The 21,340-nt window shown below is 63.3% G+C and carries 13 protein-coding genes; 8 read left to right on the top strand and 5 right to left on the bottom strand.

What is annotated here, in order from left to right; all coding sequences use genetic code 11:
* The first annotated feature begins 47 nt into the window (after positions 1-47).
* The 3 genes from JG747_RS27870 to JG747_RS27860 all read left to right on the top strand — a co-directional run bounded on the left by JG747_RS27870 (position 48) and on the right by JG747_RS27860 (position 3,729).
* Positions 48-1,559 carry a sugar ABC transporter ATP-binding protein gene (locus tag JG747_RS27870; protein ID WP_027046590.1) on the top strand — a complete coding sequence of 504 codons (1,512 nt, stop codon included), beginning with the start codon at positions 48-50 and terminating at the stop codon, positions 1,557-1,559.
* 81 nt (positions 1,560-1,640) lie between these two features.
* Positions 1,641-2,636 (top strand): ABC transporter permease, encoded by a 996-nt coding sequence (locus tag JG747_RS27865; protein ID WP_202360457.1) that lies wholly within the window; start codon positions 1,641-1,643, stop codon positions 2,634-2,636.
* A 40-nt stretch (positions 2,637-2,676) separates the two neighbouring features.
* Positions 2,677-3,729 carry a substrate-binding domain-containing protein gene (locus JG747_RS27860; RefSeq protein ID WP_027046591.1) on the top strand — a complete coding sequence of 351 codons (1,053 nt, stop codon included), beginning with the start codon at positions 2,677-2,679 and terminating at the stop codon, positions 3,727-3,729.
* Between the two features lie 66 nt (positions 3,730-3,795).
* Here the strand turns inward: JG747_RS27860 and JG747_RS27855 are convergent, their stop codons facing one another.
* Complete coding sequence (locus JG747_RS27855) at positions 3,796-5,850, bottom strand: bifunctional aldolase/short-chain dehydrogenase (RefSeq protein WP_202360456.1); 2,055 nt, start codon at positions 5,848-5,850, stop codon at positions 3,796-3,798.
* An 87-nt stretch (positions 5,851-5,937) separates the two neighbouring features.
* Positions 5,938-6,903 (bottom strand): sugar-binding transcriptional regulator, encoded by a 966-nt coding sequence (locus tag JG747_RS27850; RefSeq protein WP_064983228.1) that lies wholly within the window; start codon positions 6,901-6,903, stop codon positions 5,938-5,940.
* A 204-nt stretch (positions 6,904-7,107) separates the two neighbouring features.
* On the opposite strand from JG747_RS27850, the gene JG747_RS27845 reads away from it, so the two are divergent.
* The 5 genes from JG747_RS27845 to JG747_RS27825 all read left to right on the top strand — a co-directional run bounded on the left by JG747_RS27845 (position 7,108) and on the right by JG747_RS27825 (position 15,667).
* Complete coding sequence (locus JG747_RS27845) at positions 7,108-8,748, top strand: acyl-CoA synthetase (RefSeq protein ID WP_202360455.1); 1,641 nt, start codon at positions 7,108-7,110, stop codon at positions 8,746-8,748.
* A gap of 185 nt (positions 8,749-8,933) precedes the next feature.
* Positions 8,934-9,542, top strand: coding sequence for a TetR family transcriptional regulator (locus JG747_RS27840; protein ID WP_019856847.1), 609 nt, complete (start codon positions 8,934-8,936; stop codon positions 9,540-9,542).
* Positions 9,543-9,596: 54 nt separating this feature from the next.
* Complete coding sequence (locus JG747_RS27835) at positions 9,597-10,739, top strand: efflux RND transporter periplasmic adaptor subunit (protein ID WP_019856848.1); 1,143 nt, start codon at positions 9,597-9,599, stop codon at positions 10,737-10,739.
* A 242-nt stretch (positions 10,740-10,981) separates the two neighbouring features.
* Positions 10,982-14,122, top strand: a complete 3,141-nt coding sequence (locus tag JG747_RS27830) for an efflux RND transporter permease subunit (protein ID WP_202360454.1) — start codon at positions 10,982-10,984, stop codon at positions 14,120-14,122.
* 189 nt (positions 14,123-14,311) lie between these two features.
* Positions 14,312-15,667: an LLM class flavin-dependent oxidoreductase gene (locus tag JG747_RS27825; protein WP_202360453.1), complete on the top strand. Its 1,356-nt coding sequence runs from the start codon at positions 14,312-14,314 to the stop codon at positions 15,665-15,667.
* Positions 15,668-15,740: 73 nt separating this feature from the next.
* On the opposite strand, the gene JG747_RS27820 is transcribed toward JG747_RS27825, so the two are convergent.
* The 3 genes from JG747_RS27820 to JG747_RS27810 all read right to left on the bottom strand — a co-directional run bounded on the left by JG747_RS27820 (position 15,741) and on the right by JG747_RS27810 (position 21,306).
* A complete protein-coding gene (locus JG747_RS27820; RefSeq protein WP_064983221.1) occupies positions 15,741-17,450 on the bottom strand; it encodes an APC family permease in 1,710 nt (569 codons plus the stop codon).
* A gap of 258 nt (positions 17,451-17,708) precedes the next feature.
* A complete protein-coding gene (locus JG747_RS27815) occupies positions 17,709-18,644 on the bottom strand; it encodes an IS110 family transposase (protein ID WP_010910050.1) in 936 nt (311 codons plus the stop codon).
* A 292-nt stretch (positions 18,645-18,936) separates the two neighbouring features.
* Positions 18,937-21,306, bottom strand: a complete 2,370-nt coding sequence (locus JG747_RS27810) for a DUF1989 domain-containing protein (RefSeq protein ID WP_069091629.1) — start codon at positions 21,304-21,306, stop codon at positions 18,937-18,939.
* Positions 21,307-21,340: the final 34 nt, after the last annotated feature.

Here is a 21,340-nt window from a genome sequence, read left to right as displayed (position 1 = left end):
TGACAATTGCCGATGTAGTCCATAGCGTCATGGTCAGGGAGGAACGCATGGTCGGCAATGCCGTGTTCCGTGTAGAGGGACTGAGGAAATCCTTTGGCCGTAACGAGGTGCTTGGCGGCATCTCGCTCGAGCTGCATTCCGGCCAAGTCACCGTGCTGATGGGCGCCAATGGCGCCGGCAAATCCACCCTCGTCAAGATCATCAGCGGCGTCTACGAACGCGGCGGCGGCACGATGACCCTCGCGGACCAGGATTTTGCGCCGAACACGCCGGCGGAGGCGATCCGCGCCGGTGTTGTCACCGTGCACCAGAACATCAATGACGGTGTGGTCGCCGACCTCGACGTCGCGACAAACCTCACACTCGACAGGCTGAGCGGCAAGGGCGTGCCGACGCTGTTCAATCCGGCCCGCGTGCGCCGCGAGGCCAAGGCCGTCGCCGACCGCATGGGGTTGGCTATCGATCTCAAGGCCCGCGTCAACGACCTTTCGCTGGCCGATCGCCAGATGGTGGCGATCGCGCGGGCCTTGGCGCATCAGCCGAAAGTGCTGATCCTTGACGAGCCGACCTCCTCGCTCTCCAGCGCCGAGGCCGACCGGCTGTTCGCGCTGGTCGACAGGCTGCGCGAGCAAGGCGTGGCGATCCTCTACATCTCACACCGCATGTCGGACATCAGGCGGCTTGCCGACCGCATCGTTTCGATGCGCGACGGCGTCATTTCAGGTGCCTTCGACACCAAACCGCTCGACTATGAAGGCGCGGTCAATGCCATGCTCGGCCGCAAGATCCATCTCGACCAGATCGTTGCCAGGAGTTCGGCCAAGCCGGTCCTGACGGTCGAAGGCCTGCGCATCGGGCTAGGCGCCAGGCCGATTTCGCTGACGCTTGGCGATGGCGAGGTCGTCGCCATCACCGGCCTCGTCGGCGTCGGCAAGACAGCACTTGCCGAGACGCTGTTCGGCGTGCGCAAGCCGCTGACCGGCACCATGACGATGAACGGCAAGCCCTATGCGCCGCGATCGGCCGGCGATGCGATCGCCGCCGGCGTGTTCCTCGTCGCCAAGGATCGCGCCACCAGCGGCATCGTCAGCGGCTTCAACATCGAGCGCAATGTCAGCCTGCCTTTCCTCAAGCGCATGTCGACTCTTGGCGTGCTCAAGCGCCGCCTCGAACGCGCCACCGCGCGCCGGCAGATCGAGGAACTCAGCATCGTCTGCCGTTCCGAGAAAGACGAAATGTCGGCATTGTCAGGCGGCAACCAGCAGAAGGTCATGGTTGCCCGCTGGATGGCGCAGAATGCCGCGCTGTTCATCCTCGACGAGCCCTTTCAGGGCGTCGACATCTCGGCCAGGCGCGACATTGCCGCCAAGCTGAGAGCAAGCGCCAATGGCCGCGCGACGCTCTTGTTCGTCACCGAACTCGACGAGGCGCTGGAGACGGCCGACCGCATCCTGGTGATGTCGGAACACACAATCGTCGGCGAACACCGCAACGCCGAAGTCGATCTCGATCGCCTGCTGGCCGAGGTTGCCGGCGGGCCGCTGCACAGCGCCGCCTGAGCGTGGCAGCGGCTAGAATTGGAATGGAGAGACTATGCGTCCGAGTTGGATAGGAATGGCTGCGTCGCGCGGGTGCGCTGAATGACGCTGCGCGACCACGCCATACGCTATGGGTTTATCGTCCTGTTGTTCGGGCTCGTCGCCTATTTCGCGATCGCCGCCGATGGGTTTGTCTCGCCGCAAAGTGCCGTCTTCATCTTCCAGTCGGTCGCCATCACCGGCGTGCTGGCGCTCGGCGTCACCGCCACGCTGGTCGTCGGCGGCTTCGACCTGTCGATCGGCTCGGTCGCCACATCGGCCATGATGGCGGCTGCCTATGTCATGGTGGTGTTGGAGCAGAACGCCGTCGTGGCGGTCGTTGTCTGCCTGCTCATCGGTGCCGTTGTCGGGCTGATCAACGGCTGGCTGATCGTCTATATGCGCGTGCCCGATCTCCTGGCGACGCTCGGCATGATGTTCCTGCTGGTTGGCCTGCAGCGCATCCCGACCGAAGGCCGCTCGATCGCCACCGGCATGACCATGCCAGACGGTTCGGTCGCCAATGGCAAGTTCGGCGACGCTTTCCTGGCGCTCGGCCGCCACCGCTTCGACTTCTTCATCCCGAACCTCATTCCGGTGTCGGTGGTGGTGCTGCTGGTGCTGGCCCTGCTGATCTGGTTCTTCCTCGAATACACCCGGTTCGGCCGCATGATGTACGCGGTCGGCTCCAACGAGCGTGCCGCCGAACTCGCCGGTGCGCCTGTCAAGGCATACAAGATCTGGGCCTACGTTATTTCAGGAGTTTTTGCCTCGATCGGCGGCATTTTGCTCGCCGCCCGGCTTGGACGCGGCGACATCGCCTCGGGTAATAATCTGCTGCTCGATGCGGTTGCCGCGGCGCTGATCGGCTACGCGGTGCTCGGTGCCGCCAAGCCGAACGCCTTCGGCACGGCCGTCGGCGCGCTGTTCGTCGGCATCCTGCTGCAAGGCCTGACGATGATGAACGCGCCTTACTACACGCAGGATTTTGTCAAGGGCGTGGTTCTGGTCGTCGCCCTTGTCTTCACCTTTGCCCTTTCGGGCAGGGGCAGGGGGTAGTCTCGACCGGACAGGGTTCAACAAGAGTGGAGGAAACAAGGTGAACATCACGAGAAGACTTCTGGGGAAGGTGGCGCTCGGGCTGGCCGGCGCAACCATGCTGATGCAGGTCCCGGCTTTTGCCGCGGACAAGCCGGCGCCGTTCGACAAGCCCGGCGTCAAGATCGCGCTGGTGCGCTATCTCTCGACCGGCGACTTCTTCCAGGCCTATCTCTCGGGGGTCGAGGCGCAGTCCAAGGCGCTTGGCATCGACCTGCGCGTGCTCGACAGCCGCCAGGATGCCGCCCTTCAGTCCGATATGGTCGACCAGGCCATCGCGCTTGGCGTGCAGGGTATCATCATTCAGCACGGCCTGACGGAATCGATGAAGGATGCGGCCCAGCGCGCGGTCGACGCCGGCATCAAGGTGGTGGCATTCGATGTCAATGTCGAAAACCCCAAGATCCCGCAGATCGAACAATCGGATAAAGACCTTGCCCGTCTCGCGCTCGAGCAGGCGGTGAAGGACAATGGTGATAGCTGGAATGCCGGCTATGTCTACGTCGCCGGTATCGCGCCGCTCGACCGCCGCAACGAGACCTGGGTCGACGTGAAGAAGAAATATGCCGGCATCAAGGAAGTCGCGATGTTCGGCACGCTCGACAACCCGATCGCCAACTCCGTCGCCAACCAGGCGCGCTCGGTGCTGTCGGCCCATCCCGACATCAAGGTGATGTTCGCCCCCTATGATGAATTCGCCAAGGGCGTGAAGATCGCCGTCGACGAGGCCGGCCTGAACAAGGGCATCAAGATCTATTCGGCCGACATCTCGACATCGGATATATCGGCGATGCGCGAGCCCGATAGCGCCTGGGCGGCGACCGCGGCGACCAACCCGGCCGTCGTCGGCCAGGTCTCGGTGCGCGCTCTGGCGCAACTGCTCGCCGGTGAAGATCCCGGCCACAACGTCATCGTGCCGCCGACGCTGATCACCCAGAAGGAACTGATCGACAAGGACATCAAGAACATGGAAGACCTGTCGGCCAAGCTGCCGCAGTTCGCCCATGCCGATGTCGCCATGCCGGCCTGGATGCCGAACCCGAACGCGAAGTAGGTGGCGTCATAGCGCATGTGAAAAGGGCGGCCTGCGAGCCGCCCTTTTTGTTGTCTGCTGGAAAGCCTATCGCAGCGCCGCCGCGATGTTGCCGCCGTCGACCGTCGTCACGTCGGCGGTGGTGCGTTCGGCAAGCGCGTGATGCAGGAAGGCCTGCGCCACATCCTGCGCCGTCACTTCCTGGCCAAGCAGGTTGCCGGACATGTATTCCTTCTCCGACACTCCGCGCGCGCCGGAGCGGCTGGCGATCATGGCGTCGGTCAAAAGGCCGGAGCGAATACGGTCGGCGTTGACGGCGTTCGAGCGGATGCCATGGGCGCCGTAGTCGAGCGCATATTGCCGGGACAGGAACAATGTCGCCGCCTTCGGCACGCCATAGGCGCCGAATTTCGGACCGGGATTGACCGCCTGCTTGGAGGTGTTGAACAGAAGCACGCCGCCGGTGCCCTGTTCGAGCATGATGCGCACGGCGTTCTGCGCCACCGACTGATGGGCGAAGAAATTGAGTTCGAAACTCTTGCGCAGCAGCGCATCGTCGAGCTCGCCGATCCGGCCTTCCCAGGCCGCGCCCGCATTGGAGACCAGGATGTCGACGCCGCCGAAGACTGCGACCGCTTTGTCGAAAGCGGCCCGCACCTGGACCGGGTCGGTGATGTCGGCGCCTACACCGATCGAATTGTTGCCGGCTTTCTTGGCGGCTTCATCGGCCTTTTCGGCATCGAGATCGACGACGACCGCATGGGCACCATTGTCGGCGAACAATTTTGCCGTCGCAGCCCCGATCGCGCCGGCGCCGCCGGTGATCAGCACCACCTGGCCGGTCAGCGGCTTCGGCTTGTTGGAGGCAAGCTTGGCCTGTTCGAGCGACCAGTATTCGAGCGGGAACAAATCGGCCTTGGACAGCGGATGGAAACGGCCGACGGCTTCGGCGCCGCGCACCGCCTCGATCCACATCTCGCCGACATCGGAGGCGATCCTGGCATCCTTCAGCGTGCGGCCGTGGCCGAACATGCCGAGCCCCGGCACCAGCGTCAGCCGCGGCATCGGGTCGAGCATGGTGCGCTTGACGTCGTCGAGTGCGTCATTGGTCTCGAAATAGGCACGGTACTCCTTGGCGAAAGCGTCAACATGGCTCTTGATGACGCCCTTGTAGTCGCCAACCTTGTCGGCGTCTGGCGCGGGCACCGCCATCGGTCCGGTCTTGATGCGGATCGACAGATCCGGTGTCGACACGCCGCGTCCGGCATAGTCGGCGATGGCGGCCGAATTGATGAAATCGACGATCGCGTCGGAGGTGCGGAAGTCGGAGATCATGCGATCGAAGCGGCCTTCGCCGCGCGCCACCGCAACGGCGCCGCGCAGCATCGGGGCAATGGAAGCCGGGGTCGCGAGCTTTGCCGGCAACGCTGCTTTGGCAGCCTTCGGCTTGGCATTCTCAGCGACGTACTCCTCGGCGACGTTCACATAGTGGATCATCCGGTCATAGGCCTGTTTGGCATCGTCGCCGAAGGTGAAGATGCCGTGCTTGTCGAGGATCAGTCCTTCCACCGTCGGGTCGGCATCGAAGACGTCGGCCGCCGCCTTGGCGAGGTCGAAGCCCGGCATGATGTAGGGCACATAGCCCATCTTGCTGCCGAACACCGTCTTCACCAACGGCTTCGAATCTTCCTGGTCGACGATAGCCAGGATGGCGGTCGAATGGGTGTGATCGACGAATTTGTGCGGCAGGAAGGCATGCAGCAGCGTCTCGACCGAGGGGTTGGGCGAGGAGGGGTCGATGAGGTTCGCCCGCTGCAGCGCCACCATGTCCTCATCGGCGAGCTTGTCCAGCGCGCGCGCCTTGAGCAGGGCGCGCATCTTGACCGCCGGCAGGCCCTGCGGCTCGATGACGGCCATATCCCAGCCGCTGCCCTTGACGCACAGCACATCCCATTCATCGCCGACGAGATCGGTCGCCTTGATCTTGCAGGACGTATTGCCGCCGCCATGCAGGACCAGCTGTGGCACGCCGCCCAGCAGCCGCGTCGTGTAGACGCGCAGCGCGAGGTCGCGGCCGACACCCTTTTTCGCATAGTCGGCGACGAGTTTCTCGGCCGTGTCGTCGTTCCACAAATTCTTCATGTTCGCTTCGTCCAGTTGCTGTCTTGGGTGGTGAAACAGGAATGCCGCGACGCCTTGATGACAATGCGCCGGCGAAGGGTTGCTTTTTCAGGATGCGTTTTGTGGTGCCGCTCCGGCATGATCGAGCAGCCGCTGCGCCATATGCGCGCCGACCACTAGATGCGTGCAAAGCCGGCCGGCGAGCGCCGCCAGCAATGGCTCGAACTTGCTGTCCTCCTGCACCACCATCAGGCGTTTTTCGATGGCGCGCAGCGAGGCGAGGTCAGCCGAAATGACCCGGCGGTTATAGCTGCAGTCGAGCGCCTCGCCCTTGGCGTCGATGATCTGTCCGGCGATCACGCCGGCGGCGCCGATACCGCGCAGCGCGGCCATTTCGTCCGGGTTGAGCGCGCCGCATTTGACGACGTGGCTGTCTGCATCGACGGTGCCGACGGAGAAAAGCGCGAGGTTGCAATCGCTGATGCCGGCCAGTTGTTCGCGGATCACCGGCTCGGCGCGCAGCGCACGCGCCAGCTCTTCCGTCGACAGCACCAGCGGCGCATAGAAATTAAGCCCCTTGGCGTTGAGGCGCCGCGCGATCTCCATGGTGCACTGGTCGGGCCGATAGGAGTAGGGCGCGCCGAGATTGCCGCAGAGCTGCACCACCGTGACATCCTGCAGGTCGGCATAGGACATGATGTCGGCGATCGTATAGACGGTGCGGCCCCAGGCGACGCCGATGCGGTCGCCCTTCTTGACCAGTTCGAGAAAGACGCTCGCCGCCAGCACGGCGATATCAGTCGACGGGTCCGGGATATGGCCGTTCTCCGGCGCGATCCAGACCGCGTCGAGTTTCAAGGCGTCCTCGAGCCTGCGCGCCATCACGTCGTCGGTGAACAACTGGGTCGAGGTCGAGATGTTGACGATGCCGGTCTCGCGCGCCTTGCGCAGATACATGGCCACCGAAGCACGCGAAATGTTAAGCTGGCTTGCAACCTGGTCCTGCCGCAGGCCATGCGCATAGTAGAGCCAGGCGGCTTTGTGAATGAGTTGTTCTGCCGGTCGGATCGCCATGCCGCCTCCTCGGCTGACATTAGTCACGGCTCTCGACAAAAGTCAAATTGGCATGCGTGAGTGCGATCGCCTCTAAACAAAACGCATCCGGGATGGTCGTTCTACAAAGCCAGGACAGCATAGCATTTTCGGCCATTCAGGGGGATGGCTTGACGAGAGCCCTAAGGTTAGAAAGCTCGAAAAGGACTTTTTGGGGAGGACGGGATGGGCAATCCTTACGAACAGGATCTCGACAGGAACGCGGCCAACCACCAGCCGCTGACGCCGCTCACCTATCTGGAGCGCGCGGCAAGGACGTATCCCGACCACATAGCCATCATCCACGGCCGCCAGCGCATCAGCTACCGCGATTTCTGGCGCCGCTCGCTAAAGCTCGCCTCGGCGCTGCAAAAGCACGGCATCGGCAAGGGCGACACGGTCACCGTGATGCTGTCCAACACGCCGCCAATGCTGGAGACGCATTTCGGCGTGCCGATGACCAAGGCGGTGCTGCATTCGCTCAACACCCGCCTCGACGCCGCGGTCATCGCATTCCAGCTCGACCATGCCGAGACCAAGGTGCTGATCGTCGACCGCGAATTCTCCGGCGTCGTCCGGCAGGCGCTCGATCTGGCCAAGGTCAAGCCGCTGGTCATTGACTATGACGATCCCGACTACGCCGCCGACGCCCCCTATCCGAAGGGTGAGCGGATTGGCGCGCTCGACTATGAGGATTTTGTCGCCGGCGGCGATGAGGATTTCGCCTGGTCGATGCCCGACGATGAATGGGACGCCATCTCGCTCAACTACACCTCGGGCACGACGGGCAATCCGAAGGGCGTCGTCTATCACCATCGCGGCGCCGCCCTGATGGCCTACACCAACACCATCCATGCCGGCATGGCCAAGCACGCCGTCTATCTCTGGACGCTGCCGATGTTCCACTGCAATGGCTGGTGCTTTCCATGGACGCTGGCCGTCCAGGCCGGCACCCATGTCTGCCTTCGCTGGGTGCGGCCGAAGCCGATCTACGATGCTATCGCCGATAACGGCGTCACCCATCTCTGCGGCGCGCCGGTCGTCATGTCGGTGCTGATCAATGCCAAGGATGAGGATAAGCGCACGTTCGCGCAGACGGTGACCTTCAACACCGCGGCCGCGCCGCCGCCGGAAGCCGTGCTGTCGGGCATGGCCGATGCCGGTTTTGCCGTCACCCATCTCTATGGCCTGACTGAGACCTATGGCCCGGCCGTGGTCAACGAATGGCACGGCGAATGGGACGATCTTGCCAAGGGCGAGCGCAGCGCCAAGAAGGCAAGGCAGGGCGTGCGCTATGCCGCGCTCGAAGGCCTGACCGTCATGGATCCCGAGACGATGCAGGCGACGCCGGCCGACGGCGAAACCATCGGCGAGGTCATGTTCCGCGGCAATATCGTCATGAAGGGCTATCTCAAGAACCGCAAGGCGAGCAACGAAGCCTTCGCCGGTGGCTGGTTCCATTCCGGCGATCTCGGCGTCATGCATCCCGATGGCTACATCCAGCTCAAGGATCGTTCCAAGGACATCATCATTTCGGGTGGCGAGAACATTTCCTCGATCGAGGTCGAGGATGCGCTCTACAAGCACCCGTCCGTCGCCTCCTGCGGCGTTGTGGCGCGCCATGACGACAAATGGGGCGAAGTACCGGTTGCCTATGTCGAGCTGAAGCCCGGCAAGACGGCGACCGAGGCCGAGATCATCGGGCACTGCCGTTCGCTGCTTGCCCGCTTCAAAGTGCCGAAAGCGGTGATTTTCGCCGAGATTCCAAAGACCTCGACCGGCAAGATCCAGAAATTCCGGCTGCGGGAAATGGCCAAACTCGCCTGAAGCGCCGGCGGCTTCTTCAAAAATATTTTGAGTTGCCCGCATCCTTGGGCCGCTTGGTGACGTCTGTTGGATGTCACCATCTGTCACTATCTTGTACGCGTACGTCGATTTCGCGTTGACATCCCATCTTCTTCAATTTACGACTGACGAAAATTGAAATTCGTCACTTGTCAAACGAAAGAGCTATGTCCGAAGCCGCCAACATCATGGTCGATGCCGCCAGACAGGAGAATGTGACGCGCATTCTCGACTGCGCCGAGCGCCTGTTCCGGCACTACGGCTACGGTAAGACCAATGTTGCCGACATTGCCCGCGAGCTCGGCATGTCGCCGGCCAACATCTACCGTTTCTTTGCCTCCAAGGTTGAAATCCACCAGGCGGTGTGCGGCCGGATGCTCGGGGCCAGCTACAAGATGGCCTACGAGATCATGCGCCTGCCGATTGGTGCCGAGGAGCGGCTTCGTCGCTACATCCATGCGCAATACAAGATGACGCTGGAGACCATGCTCGATGCGCAGAAGGTCCATGAGATGGTCATCGTCGCGCTGGAGCGCGACTGGGGCGTCATCGACAAGCACATCGACAGCATCCACGATCTCTTCGCGGAGGTGATACGCGAGGGTATCGAGACCGGCGAGTTCGCCGAGCAGGACCCGGTGACCGCGTCACGCTGCTTCGGCGCCGCCACAATCATCCTTTGCCATCCGCAGATGGTGGCGCAGTGCCTTGCCAAGACCAACCGGGCGATGCCCGACGACCTGATCGACTATGCGATCAAGGCCTTGAAGAAATAGCCGCCGCCCGCCGGGCGCCGGTCGACAGTTCATCTCCAGTTCGGGAGTGCCAAGGTGTCTTTGTCCCATTCCATTATTCGCCGGTTGCCGGTCGCGGGCCTGTTCGTCGCGGCGCTTGGGCTTGCCGGCTGCAGCCAGGAGAAGGCCGAGGTCAAGGAGATCATCCGCCCGGTCAAGGTCGTCGAAATCGCCCAGGTGCATGACTCCCGCATGCTCTCCTATTCGGGTTCCGTGCGGGCCCGCACCGAAAGCGCCCTGGCTTTCCGCGTCAACGGCAAGATCACCGAGCGCCTTGTCGACATCGGTCAGCACGTGGCGCCGGGCGATGTGCTGGCCCGTATCGATCCCACCGACTACGACCTTTCGGTAAAAAGCGCGCAGGCAGCGCTTGATGCCGCCGAACGGCAGGTCGAGACGACGGAGCTAGCGCGCAAGCGCGCCGAGCAGCTTTTCACCAAAAACTTCGCGCCGAAATCGCAGCTCGAACAGGCGACGCTGACCCATGACCAGGCGGTCGCCACGCGCGACTCCGCCCGTTCGTCGCTTGACCAGGCCAAGAACCAGGTCGGCTATACCGACCTCAAGGCCGACAGGGACGGCATCGTCACGGCTGTCAACGCCGATGTCGGCCAGGTGGTCGGCTCCGGCACGCCTGTGGTCACTGTCGCGGTCGACGGCGAAAAGGAAGTGCTGATCGCGGTGCCGGAAATGGAGATCGCCGAGTTCAAGCCGGGCAAGTCAGTCAAGGCGGGCTTCTGGTCCGACAGCACGCTGGCGCTCGACGGCAAGGTCCGCGAGGTTGCCGGCAGCGCCGATCCGCAGTCGCGCACCTTCGCCGTCCGTGTCAGCCTGCCCAATGATCCCCGCGTGCTTCTAGGCATGACCGCCAATATCGAGGCCTCGGCCGCCAACGAGAAGCAACTGGTTTCGATCCCCTTGAGCGCCTTGGCTGAGAAAGACAGCCAGTCGATCGTCTGGACCGTTGATCGTGGCGCCGACACCGTTCATGCCCGTCCGGTGACGGTTGCCAAGTTCGCCGCCGATGGCGTGCGTGTGGCCGAGGGATTGAAGCCCGGCGACATCGTGGTCGCCGCGGGGACGCAGTTCATGACCGAGAATCTCAGGGTGAAGCTCGCCGGCGGCGTGGCGCAGCAATCAGCGTCCGCCGAGGGCGACGACGCCAGCCGGCTGCGCTGAGGACAGATAGGTCGGCCGCGCGTTCTCGCGGCCGCAGGTTTCCGGGCGGCGTGCGCCCGAAGGTTGAGACGTCACGGCCGATGTACCCCCGCATCGACTTAGCGTCCCACCGCGATGAGTGTCTCTCCGCTCGGAAGGCCTCGCCGCCCGGAAGCCAGATCGAACGCAGATGATTTCGTTTCGCGCGCGGCGCTTCTTCGAAGTGCCAGGCGCCGGCAAACAAGCAAAGTGGACCTGCAACGATGACGACCTCCACTGAAGAAAAGCGGCCCTTCAACCTGTCGCGCTGGGCCATCGGCCATCCCTCCATCGCGCGCTTCCTGTTCGGGCTGATCATCATCGCCGGAGCCCTCGGCCTGATGCGCATGGGCCAGAAGGAAGACCCCGATTTCACCTTCCGGGTAATGGTCGTGCAGGCGATTTGGCCGGGCTCCTCGATCCAGGAGATGGAAGACCAGGTCGTCAACAAGATCGAGCGCAAGCTCCAGGAAACACCGCATCTCGACTTCGTGCGATCCTTCACGCGCGCCGGCAGCGCCATCATCACCGTGCAGATCAAGGGCGACACCAACGCCGCCGAGGTGGCGGACGCCTTCTATCAGGTGCGCAAGAAGGTCGGCGACATCTCCGGCGACCTGCCGCAAGGCCTGCTCGGTCCCTATTTCAACGATGAGTTCGGCGACACCTTCATCACCCTGCACTCGATCAGCGGTGACGGGTTCTCCTATCCAGAGCTGAAGAAGTTCGCCATCCAGGCGCGCGACATGCTGTTGACCACGCCTGGCGTCGAGAAGGCCGTCATCATTGGCGATCAGCCGGAAAAGCTCTATATCGACGTTTCGTCCAAGGCGCTCGCCGAGCGTGGCTTGACGCTGCCCGACCTGCAGAACGCTATCAAGGGCCAGAACAATGTCGATCCGGCCGGTGCCGTCGACACCGGCGTCAATTCGGTGCGCATCTCCGTCGAAGGCGACGTCACCAAGGCCGCCGATATCAGGGAATTGCGCCTGCGTGCCGGCGGGCAAGTCACCCGTCTCGGCGACATCGCCACCGTGACCTCCGGGCTCGAGGATCCCTTCCAGCGCAAATACCGTTTCAACGGTCTTGACAGCGTGCAGCTTGGCGTCGTCATGGCCAAGGGTTTCAAGGTCACCGATGTCGGCAAGGATGTCGAGGCGACCTACAAGCGCTTTGAAGAAGCGCTGCCCTATGGCGTGTCGGTCGACCAGATTTCCGACCAGCCGGGCGTCGTCACGGATGCGGTGGCCGAATTCATGCATGCCCTCGGCGAGGCGCTGCTGATCGTGCTTGTCGTCTCGTTCCTGTCGATCGGCTGGCGTTCGGGGCTGGTCATCGCCATCGCCATTCCGCTGGTTCTGGCCGCTACCTTCGCCATCATGTACGAGCTCGGCATCGACCTGCAGCGTATTTCGCTGGGCGCCCTGATCATCGCGCTCGGCCTGCTTGTCGACGATGCCATGATCGTCGTCGAGATGATGGAGCGTAAGCTGGAGGAGGGGCTGGTCAAGATCGAGGCCGCGAGCTTCGCTTATACATCGACCGCATTCCCGATGCTGACGGGCACGCTGATCACCACCGCCGGCTTCATCCCGGTCGGCTTCGCCGCCTCCACGGCCGGCGAATATGTGCGCACCCTGTTCTATGTCGTCGGCATCGCGTTGATCGTGTCGTGGTTCGTCGCGGTCTATTTCACGCCGTGGCTCGGCAACATGATCCTCAAGCAGCGCAAGCATGCCGGCAGCCATCATGATGTCTTCGACACGCGCTTCTACCGCCGGCTGCGCTCGACCGTCGGCTGGGCGGTGCGCCACCGCATAATCGTGCTCGTCATGACGCTGGTGACTTTCGGCACCAGCCTGTGGGCGTTCCAGTTCATCCCGCAGAACTTCTTCCCGCAATCGTCGCGGCCGGAAATCCTGGTCGACCTCTGGCTGCCGGAAGGCACCAGCATCAAGGAGGTCGAGGCGCAGGCCAAGGCGCTGGAAGCCAAGATGATGGACGACAAGGACAAGCGCTTCATCGCCACCTATATCGGCGAGGGCGCGCCGCGCTTCTTCCTGCCGCTCGACCAGCAACTGCGCAACCCAAACTTCGCCCAGATGCTGGTGATGGCCAATGACGAGCCGGCGCGCGAGCGGCTGATCGTCAAGCTGCGCACGGTTCTGGCCGAGGATTTCCCCTCGATCCGCGCCAAGGTCGACCGCCTGTTCCTCGGCCCGCCGACCGGCTGGCCGGTTCAGATGCGCGTCATGGGTCCCGACCGCCAGGAGGTGCGCCGCATCGCCGACCAGGTGAAGGCGAAATTCCGCGAGGATCCGTTGCTGGGCGCGGTGCATGACGATTGGCTTGAGCCGGTGCCGGCGATGAAGCTGGTCATCGACCAGGATCGCGCCCGGGCGCTAGGCGTCACCTCGCAACGCATCCGCCAGATGCTGCAGGCGACCATGGCCGGTGCGCCGCTCGACGACTTCCGCGACGGCGAGGAGACGGTCTCCATCGTTGCCCGCGAGCCGGATGCCAGCCGCAGCCTGCTGTCCTCGGTCGACTCGGTGTATATCCCGACCGATTTCGGCGGCTTCGTGCCGTTGTCGCAGGTGGCCAAGGTGGTACCGGTGCTTGAGCAAGGCATCGAATGGCGTCGCGACCGCCTGCCGACCATCAGCGTGAGGGCAACGCTGCCCGACGGCGTGCAGTCCAACGATGTCGTCACCAAGATGTACAAGGACATGCAGGGCCTGCGCGACGGCCTGGCGCCCGGCTACAAGATCCAGATCCAGGGCGGTGCCGAGGATTCGGCCGAAAGCCAGGCCTCGATCGCCGCCAAGGCGCCGATCATGCTGGCCATCATCGTGGTGCTCTTGATGATCCAGCTGCAGAACTTCGGCAAGGCGATGCTGGTGCTGGCCACCGGTCCGCTCGGCATCATTGGTGCGGCTGCCGCGCTTTTGATCAGCGGTGCGCCGTTCGGCTTCGTCGCCATCCTCGGCGTGATCGCGCTGCTCGGCATCATCATGCGCAACTCGATCATCCTGGTCGACCAGATCGACCAGGACATCGCCAGAGGCATGGAGCGCTCGGAGGCCATCATCGGCTCGGCTGTGCGCCGTTTCCGGGCGATCGTGCTGACGGCGATGACGGCGGTGCTGGCGCTGATCCCGATATCGCGCGCCGTGTTCTGGGGCCCGCTCGCCTACGCCATGATGGGCGGCATCGTGGTTGCCACCGTGCTGACCATCCTGGTGCTGCCGGCAGGTTACGCGCTGTTCTTCGGCCGCGAGCCGAAGAAGGCGGTGAACAGCGAGCAGGCGCCCGAGCCAGAGTTGGCGACCGAGCGGCCGCAACTGGCCCTGGCCGCGGAATAGAGCTGTTCTATCGCATCATCCGCCATCGGCTATGGCGGATGATGCGGCGTGACGGCTGCTCCGTTGCGCCGATGAAAATGCTCCCCGATGCCGATTCTGCAAAACAGAATTCCTTCCCAGGGCCGCAAAGCGGTTCCATCCTGCGCGACACCGGAGCGGCAACGCTCGTCCTCATCAGGGTGTCTTTCCATGACAGAAAAACGGCAATTGCGGCTTGGCGCCTTCATGCGCCCGGTCAGCTTGCACACCGGCGCCTGGCGCTATCCCGGCGCCTATCCCGACGCCAACTTCAACTTCGCGCATCTGAAGCGCTTCGCCCAGACGCTGGAAGCCGCGAAGTTCGACGCCTTCTTCATGGCCGACCATCTGGCCGTGCTCAACATGCCGATCGAGGCGCTGCGCCGCAGCCACACCGTCACCTCGTTCGAGCCGTTCACGCTGCTGTCGGCGCTGGCCGCCGTCACCGATCATATCGGTCTCGTTGCCACCGCGTCGACGACCTTCGACGCGCCCTATCACATTGCGCGCCGTTTCGCGTCGCTCGACCATATCAGCGGCGGCCGTGCCGGCTGGAACATCGTCACCACGTCCAACCCGGATGCGGCGCTCAATTTCGGGCTGGACGAACATGTCGAGCATGACGAGCGCTATCACCGGGCGCGGGAATTCTACGATGTCGTGACCGGCCTGTGGGACAGTTTTGCCGACGACGCCTTCATCCGCGATGCCGAGAGCGGGCTCTATTTCGATCCCGCCAAACTGCATGTGCTGGACCACAAGGGCGAGCACATCTCGGTGCGCGGGCCGCTCAACATTGCGCGGCCGGTACAAGGCTGGCCGGTCATCGTTCAGGCTGGTGCCTCGGAAGCCGGGCGGCAGCTGGCGGCCGAGACGGCGGAGGTGATTTTCGCCGCCCATGGCGATCTTGCCGCCGGGCAGCGCTTCTATGCCGACGTCAAGGGCAGGGCACAGAAACTCGGCCGCTCCCGCGACGACATCAAGATCCTGCCTGGCGCTTTCGTCATCGTCGGCGACAGTGTCGAGGACGCGCGGGCCAAGCGGGCGAAGCTCGACAGCCTGGTTTATTATGAAAGCGGCATTGCCTCGCTATCGATCGCGCTTGGGCATGATGCGTCGGCCTTTGATCCTGACGCCGCTTTGCCTGACATACCGGAGACCAATGCCTCGAAGAGCAGCCGCGAGCGCGTCATCGAGCTTGCCCGGAACGAAAACCTGACGGTGCGCCAGCTTGCCCAGCGGCTGGGCGGTTATTCCGGCCTCGCCTTCGTCGGCACACCGCAAACCATTGCCGACGAGATGGAGGAATGGCTTGTCACCGAGGGATCGGACGGCTTCAACATCATGTTTCCCTATCTGCCCGCCGGGCTCGACGATTTCGTCGAGAAAGTGGTGCCCGAGCTGCAGCGGCGCGGCATCTTCAGGCGGCAGTATGAGGGATCGACGCTGCGCGAGAATCTCGGCCTGAAGCGGCCGCCCAACCGGTTCTTCGAAGACGCGAAATCGGCAGTTCGCAAGGCTGGTTGATGCGAGGCTCTGGTCGGTGGCCGAAAAGAATCGGGCGCGCCGAAGCGCGCCCTATGTCTGATAAATCGGCCTGTCAGATGACGAATATCCAGTTGGCGATCAGCATCACCGCCACGCCGGCGACCAGCGTCAGATAGGGCAGCATGCCTGCTTTCTTCACCGCCAGGTCCGCTCCCGTCATGCCGAGATCGGCCAGCATGTGGTCGGGGAACTTGCCCTTGTCCTGGATGTAGTGGCGGAAGCAGAACACCGGGATGATCAGCGCCGCCGTGATCAGCCCAGCCCACAGCGCCATCGGGTTCCACACCTTGGCGCCGGCACCCATGAAGATGGCGTTGACGTAGGCGAAGATCGCTCCGATCCCGAGAAGCCAGGTCGGCGCTTTCCACGGCCGTGCGATATGGCCGTTGTCGATGCGATGGATCCAGCCGGCATTGAGGTTGAGGAAGTTGAAGATGATGTAGCCGCAGTTCGACACGGCGAGGATGAAGAAGAAGCTTGTCGCGTCGGCCGAGGCGATGGCCAGCACGATCAGGTTGAAGCAGAGGTCGGTCCACATCGCCCGTGTCGGGGCGCCATGTTCGTTGACGTGGCTGAGATAGCGCGGCAGCCAGCCATCGACCGAGCCCTGATAGAGCGTGCGCGAGGAGCCGGCCATCGCCGTCATGATGCACAGGACCAGCGCCAGGATCATCAGCATCACCAAGAGGCTGTGGATGATCTTGCCGCCGCCGACCATGCCGGCCAGTGCATCCGCCACGCCGGAGCCGTCGACGATCGGTGTCGCCAGCATGCCGTTCAAGCCGAGCACGCCCTGGAAGGTGAAGGGCACCAGGATGAACAGAAGCATGCAAAGCAGGCCGGAATAGAAGATGGCCTTGAACGTGTCGGTGCCGGGGTTCTTGAACTCGGAGGTGTAGCAGACGGCGGTTTCGAAGCCGTAGGTCGACCAGGCGGCGATGAACATGCCGCCGAGCACCAGCGTCCAGCCGGCGATGTTCCAGGCGCCCGGGTCCGGCGCATAGGCGGCGGCCAGCGGCACCAGCGGCGAGAAGTTGGCCCAGTTGATCTGTCCGGTGAAGATCGGCACGACGCCGACGATCAGCATCGGGATGATGACCAGCAGGCCGATATATTTCTGCACATTGGCCGTGCCGAGGATGCCGCGATGCTGGATCGAGAAGATGATCAGCATCAGCACCGCGCCGATGAAGAAGGTCGCGTTGAGCGTGAAGGAAACCGGACCCAGCGTGTGGCTGTACAGCGTCCAGTTGCGGATCGCCGGTGTCGCGGCCGCGGTCACCGCGGTGATGGCGTCGGCGGGCGCCGTTCCGGCATGCGCCGCTATATAGGCGACGACATCAGGCGAGGTCTCGGTGAACAACGGCACCGGCGCCAGCGCATTGAGGATATAGGCTGCGGCGATCGAGCAGCCGAGCGACAGCACCGGCGACCAAGCGAACCAGTTGCACCACACCGACAGCGGCGCGATGAACTTGGAGTAGCGCAGCCAGGCGGTGGCGCCGTAGATAGAGGCGCCGCCCGACTTGTTCGGGAACAGGCCGGCGATCTCGGCATAGGTGAAGGATTGCAGGAAGCCCATGATCATGGAGACCGTCCAGATCAGGAAAGCCAGTGTCCCCGTCGTGCCGGCGATGCCGCCGATCGAAAACAGGACCAGCGCCGGAACGCCGCTCGCCACCCAGAAGGCGCCGCGCCAGTCGATATGCCTGAGCAGCTTGCTTTCGGCAGGCTGCTCGAGGGCCGTGCTTATGGTGCTCATGTCAGTGACTTCCCCTTTTTCCAGTGTTCCCCGCCAGCGATGCCTCGACTTTGCGAAGCTTGCTCCCCGGCACATGACGACTCCGGTGTTTCCACTCAGTCGTATTTTTTTCTTAGGAGTGAAGATTGATCCGGCGCGCTTTCACGTCAAGCGTTTTGTGACGCCGTGCACATCACGCTTGCGCGCGTACGCTCTTCCCTTCTCCCCTTGTGGGAGAAGGTGTCGCCGAAGGCGACGGATGAGCGACTATCTGAGGTGTCAAGTTGCATTTGCGAATTCGTTACGCGCGTCGCGTGCTTTTGCATTGAGAATGACGAGCAGCTTGCGGGCGAGCGCAATGCGGATGACCATTTTCTCCTTTCCGGCAGTCTGCAACCGTTGCTTGAAAGCTGCCAGATGCGGATCATATTTGGCAACGATGCTGGCAACGAGAAAGAGGACGCCGCGCGGCCCTGCCCGACCGCCGCGCACTGGTCTTCGACCGCTGCGCTTGCCACTGTCATTGGCGATCGGCGCCAGGCCGGCCAACTTGGCGATGGCCTTGTTGGAGAGGATGCCGATCTCCGGCAACTGCGCCATCAGCCGCGCCACGGTGCGAGAGGCAACACCCTTGAGCGAGCGGAAGGCTCGGTCGAGGCATGCCCACAGCGGATCGTCATCGATGAGCGTGGCGATCTCACCTTCGAGCCTGCGGCTCTGGCGCGCAAGCAGCGCGATCACTTCATCGAGGCTGGCGATAGTTTCGGCGTCGGCGGTGCTCTTGCGCTGCTTTTGAATGGTGAGATCTCCTCCCACCTGGGAAAGCCGCGCAACCAGCGCCTTGAGCCGCTGCTGGGCCGCGCTCGGCGGCGGCGTCGGCTTGAGCCGCTTGACGGCACCATAACGGGCAATCACGGCGGCATCGATTCTGTCGGTCTTCTCCAGGAAACCCATTGCCTCGGCGAAGTAGCGAACGCTCCTCGCGTTGGCCATGCCGCAGGGTTGGCCCATCTCCCACAAGAGCAGGAAGGCCAGCCGTTCGTAGCCGCCACTGGCCTCCATGATGACGAGTTCGACATCATGGTTCTGACACCAGGCGGCCAGATCGGCGATGCCTGCCGCATCGTTGGCGAAGCGGTTTGCCGCTCCCATCGGCTCGATATGAGCGTCGAGCCAGTCTTTCGAAATATCTATTCCACAGAGGGTCGTGTTCACGGTAACCTGCCTTGTGCGTGCGATTGGAGCCAAGCGACTATTCGGTCGTGCGTGACGAAGACGAAGATCCCAGGCTCATCCACGGTTGTAGCCGCAGGGGTGTCGGGCGACTTCGCCAAGCCTCGAATCGGATGGCCGTCCGGTTCGAGGCTCAGTCGCTTCCATCGCACAAAGTCTCCTCCGTGCAGATACAAGGGGTGTTCCAGCGAAGTGAGACGCTGGCATTCCCTGGAGCACCCCTCAACCGTCTCGGCGCTGCGCGCCGATCCACCTTCTCCCACAAGGGCAGCAGTCACGAGCGAGGTCTGGTCTTCTGCGGATCGTAATGGGCGAAGGCGACGACGCGCGCCGGCAGCCGCTTGGCATGGCCGTCGAGCTTGCCGATCTCGACTTCGGTACCAACAGCCGCATGGGTGACGTCGAGCCTGGCCAGCGCAATGTTCTTGTTCAGCACCGGCGAGCGCATGCCCGAGGTGACGACGCCGATCTGGGCACGTCCGACATGCACACAATCGCCATGGCCGACCGCGACATTGCTGTCGATGTCGAGCCCGACCAGTTTGTTCTGCGGGTTCTCCTTGCGTCGGATCAGCGCGTCGCGGCCGATGAAATCGTCGGTCTTGCTCTTCAGCGGCACGGTGAAGCCGATGCCGGCCTCGAACGGATCGGTCTGGTCGGAAAATTCATAACCGGCGAAGATCAGCCCGGCCTCGATGCGCACCATGTCGAGCGCCTGCAGCCCCATCGGCTTCAGCCCGTGCGGCTGGCCGGCTTCCCAGATGGCGTCGAACACTTTTTCGGCGTCGCGCGGATGGCACCAGATCTCATAGCCGAGCTCGCCGGTATAGCCGGTGCGCGAGACGACGATCGGAATGCCGTTGCCGCCGCCGATGCGGGCGACCGCGAAGCGGAACCATTCGAGCTCATCGATCGACGGCTGCAGCGGCGAAGTCCAGATCACTTCTCTAAGGATATCGCGGCTCTTTGGACCCTGTACGGCGACATTGTGCATCTGGTCGGTCGACGACCGCACCAGCACGTTGAGGCCGAGCTTTGTCGCCGTTTCGCGCAGCCATTCGCCGGACAGATCGTCGCCGCCAACCCAGCGGAAATTGTCCTTGCCGAGCCTGAGCAGCGTGCCGTCATCGATCATGCCGCCATGCTCGTAGCACATGGCGGAGTAGACGACCTGGCCGACGCCAAGTTTTTTCACGTCGCGGGTCAGCGTGTATTGCAGCAGCGCTTCGGAATCCGGGCCGGTGACCTCGAATTTTCTGAGCGGCGACAGGTCCATGATCACGGCGTCCTGCCGACAGGCCCAGTACTCGGCGATGGCGCCTTCCCTAGCGAAGGAATTGGCCAGCCAGTAGCCCCTGTATTCCGAGAAATTGCGGGTGTGCTTGGCAAAGCTCGAATGAAAGGATGTCTCGCGGGTCATTTTCGGTTCCGAATCGGGCGTCATGCGTCTGGCGATCGCTCGCGAGAATTTGTGCTGGCCGGAATAGGTCCGCACATGGATGTCGGTGAGATCCCAGCCATTGGCCGGCGTCGTGTCGTCGGGACAGGCGGAGGAGACGCAGATGATGTCGGTCAGCGCCCTGAGCAGCACATAGTCGCCCGGCCGCGACCATGGCTCGTCGGAAACCATCACGCCATGCGCATCGATCGCCGTGTTGAAGAAGAAGTTGATCGCCATCCAGCCGGCGCGGGGGTTCACACCTTTGTCCGACAGGGCGCTGTTGAAATTCTCCGAGCAGTTGGTGTGGCCGGGATAGCCGATATCGTCGTAATATTTGGCGGCACACGCCAGTGCGAAGGCATCATGCCGGCCGCATGTGTCCTGCACCACCTCGACCAGCGGCTCCATGTCCTGGTCGTAATATTTGGAATGCAGGCCGGGCATCGGATAGCTCGACCCCATCAGCGTGCGGGTCGTCGTCACATCGAGCGGATGGTCGAGGCCCTTGTCCAGCTTGCGCGCCGAGAAGCACTGGAAATCGGTGCATTGGCGCCCGTCGACATCGATGATCTGCAAATAGTCGCCGGCCTTGACGAAGTAGGATTCCGCCGTTGCCGAATGGACGCGCAGATCGAGCACCGGATCGGCGAGGGGATTGGCCAACTGCGATTTTGTTTTCAGGCGGATCGTGGCGCGGCGCACGATGACGGTGAGCGGTGTCGCCGTATCATGGCCGTCGACCAGCATCGGCCCGCCGGGCGCAGCGATGATTATAGAGCCGTCGCGCGTGACGGTGAAACTCTGTTCCGTACCGGCGGGTGTTGTGCTGCCGAACACGCGCAGCGCCTTTGCCTGATCGAGCACCACCTGCCGGCGCGCCAGTCCGCGGCGCAGGGACGCGAGGCTGTCATCGCCCTCGGCGAGGAGCGCCTTGATACCCGCGGCATTGCTGTTGGATTTCTCGCCAAAGATGCCGGGATCGGTGATGCCTGTGGTGTCCCAGGCCAGCAACTCGCAGGCCTGGCCGCCTTCGGCATTGCGCACCGTGATCGTGTCGCCGGCTTCGACCTCGATCAGTACCGCGCCATTGCCTTGGATCGTGTAGCGTTCCAGGCCCGGCGGCAGCGCGATCTGGCCGGGCCTCAGGATGAGGCTCGGGCGCGGCGGTCCGGCTGTGATTGTTGGGTAGGGCGACTGGCTCATCTCAGCCTTGCGGTTCGAGAAACAAGTTTGCCTG

This window comes from Mesorhizobium sp. 131-3-5 (assembly GCF_016756575.1).
In the GTDB taxonomy this organism is placed as follows: Bacteria; Pseudomonadota; Alphaproteobacteria; order Rhizobiales; family Rhizobiaceae; genus Mesorhizobium; species Mesorhizobium jarvisii.
This window is presented reverse-complemented; position numbering and strand designations above follow the sequence as displayed.

Bases quoted from the DNA above. Each gene is read 5' to 3' on its own strand.
- JG747_RS27825 (WP_202360453.1), top strand. From the start codon at position 14,312: ATGACAGAAAAACGGCAATTGCGGCTTGGCGCCTTCATGCGCCCGGTC.
- JG747_RS27840 (WP_019856847.1), top strand. From the start codon at position 8,934: ATGTCCGAAGCCGCCAACATCATGGTCGATGCCGCCAGACAGGAGAAT.
- JG747_RS27820 (WP_064983221.1), bottom strand. From the start codon at position 17,450: ATGAGCACCATAAGCACGGCCCTCGAGCAGCCTGCCGAAAGCAAGCTG.
- JG747_RS27845 (WP_202360455.1), top strand. From the start codon at position 7,108: ATGGGCAATCCTTACGAACAGGATCTCGACAGGAACGCGGCCAACCAC.
- JG747_RS27850 (WP_064983228.1), bottom strand. From the start codon at position 6,903: ATGGCGATCCGACCGGCAGAACAACTCATTCACAAAGCCGCCTGGCTC.
- JG747_RS27810 (WP_069091629.1), bottom strand. From the start codon at position 21,306: ATGAGCCAGTCGCCCTACCCAACAATCACAGCCGGACCGCCGCGCCCG.
- JG747_RS27870 (WP_027046590.1), top strand. From the start codon at position 48: ATGGTCGGCAATGCCGTGTTCCGTGTAGAGGGACTGAGGAAATCCTTT.
- JG747_RS27855 (WP_202360456.1), bottom strand. From the start codon at position 5,850: ATGAAGAATTTGTGGAACGACGACACGGCCGAGAAACTCGTCGCCGAC.
- JG747_RS27830 (WP_202360454.1), top strand. From the start codon at position 10,982: ATGACGACCTCCACTGAAGAAAAGCGGCCCTTCAACCTGTCGCGCTGG.
- JG747_RS27865 (WP_202360457.1), top strand. From the start codon at position 1,641: ATGACGCTGCGCGACCACGCCATACGCTATGGGTTTATCGTCCTGTTG.